1 pseudogene is annotated in these 255 nt (G+C 66.7%); it reads left to right on the top strand.

What is annotated here, in order from left to right:
- Window positions 1-255, top strand: a pseudogene (locus ACQG3P_RS20625) (sensor domain-containing phosphodiesterase); the annotation flags it as partial.

Genomic DNA, 255 nt, shown 5'->3' with positions numbered 1-255 from the left:
TCGCTGATCGAAGCGCACAACGTGCTGGATCCCGCCTTGGTGCGCTCGCTGGACCCGGTCACCGAACTGGCGGCGTTTACCTTCGGCACCGCCATTGCGCTGATATCCATCGTCGACGCCGACTCGCAGCGCTTCATCTCGCGGGTCGGGCTGGCGCTGGAACGCACCGCCCGCCACCACTCGATCTGCTCGTGCGCGCTGGAGTCCAGCGGGATCCTGCAGATCGAAGACCTGCGCCAGGACCCCCGCTTCCAA

The organism is Stenotrophomonas sp. SrG (genome assembly GCF_050031795.1).
In the GTDB taxonomy this organism is placed as follows: domain Bacteria; phylum Pseudomonadota; class Gammaproteobacteria; order Xanthomonadales; family Xanthomonadaceae; genus Stenotrophomonas; species Stenotrophomonas rhizophila_A.
This window is presented reverse-complemented; position numbering and strand designations above follow the sequence as displayed.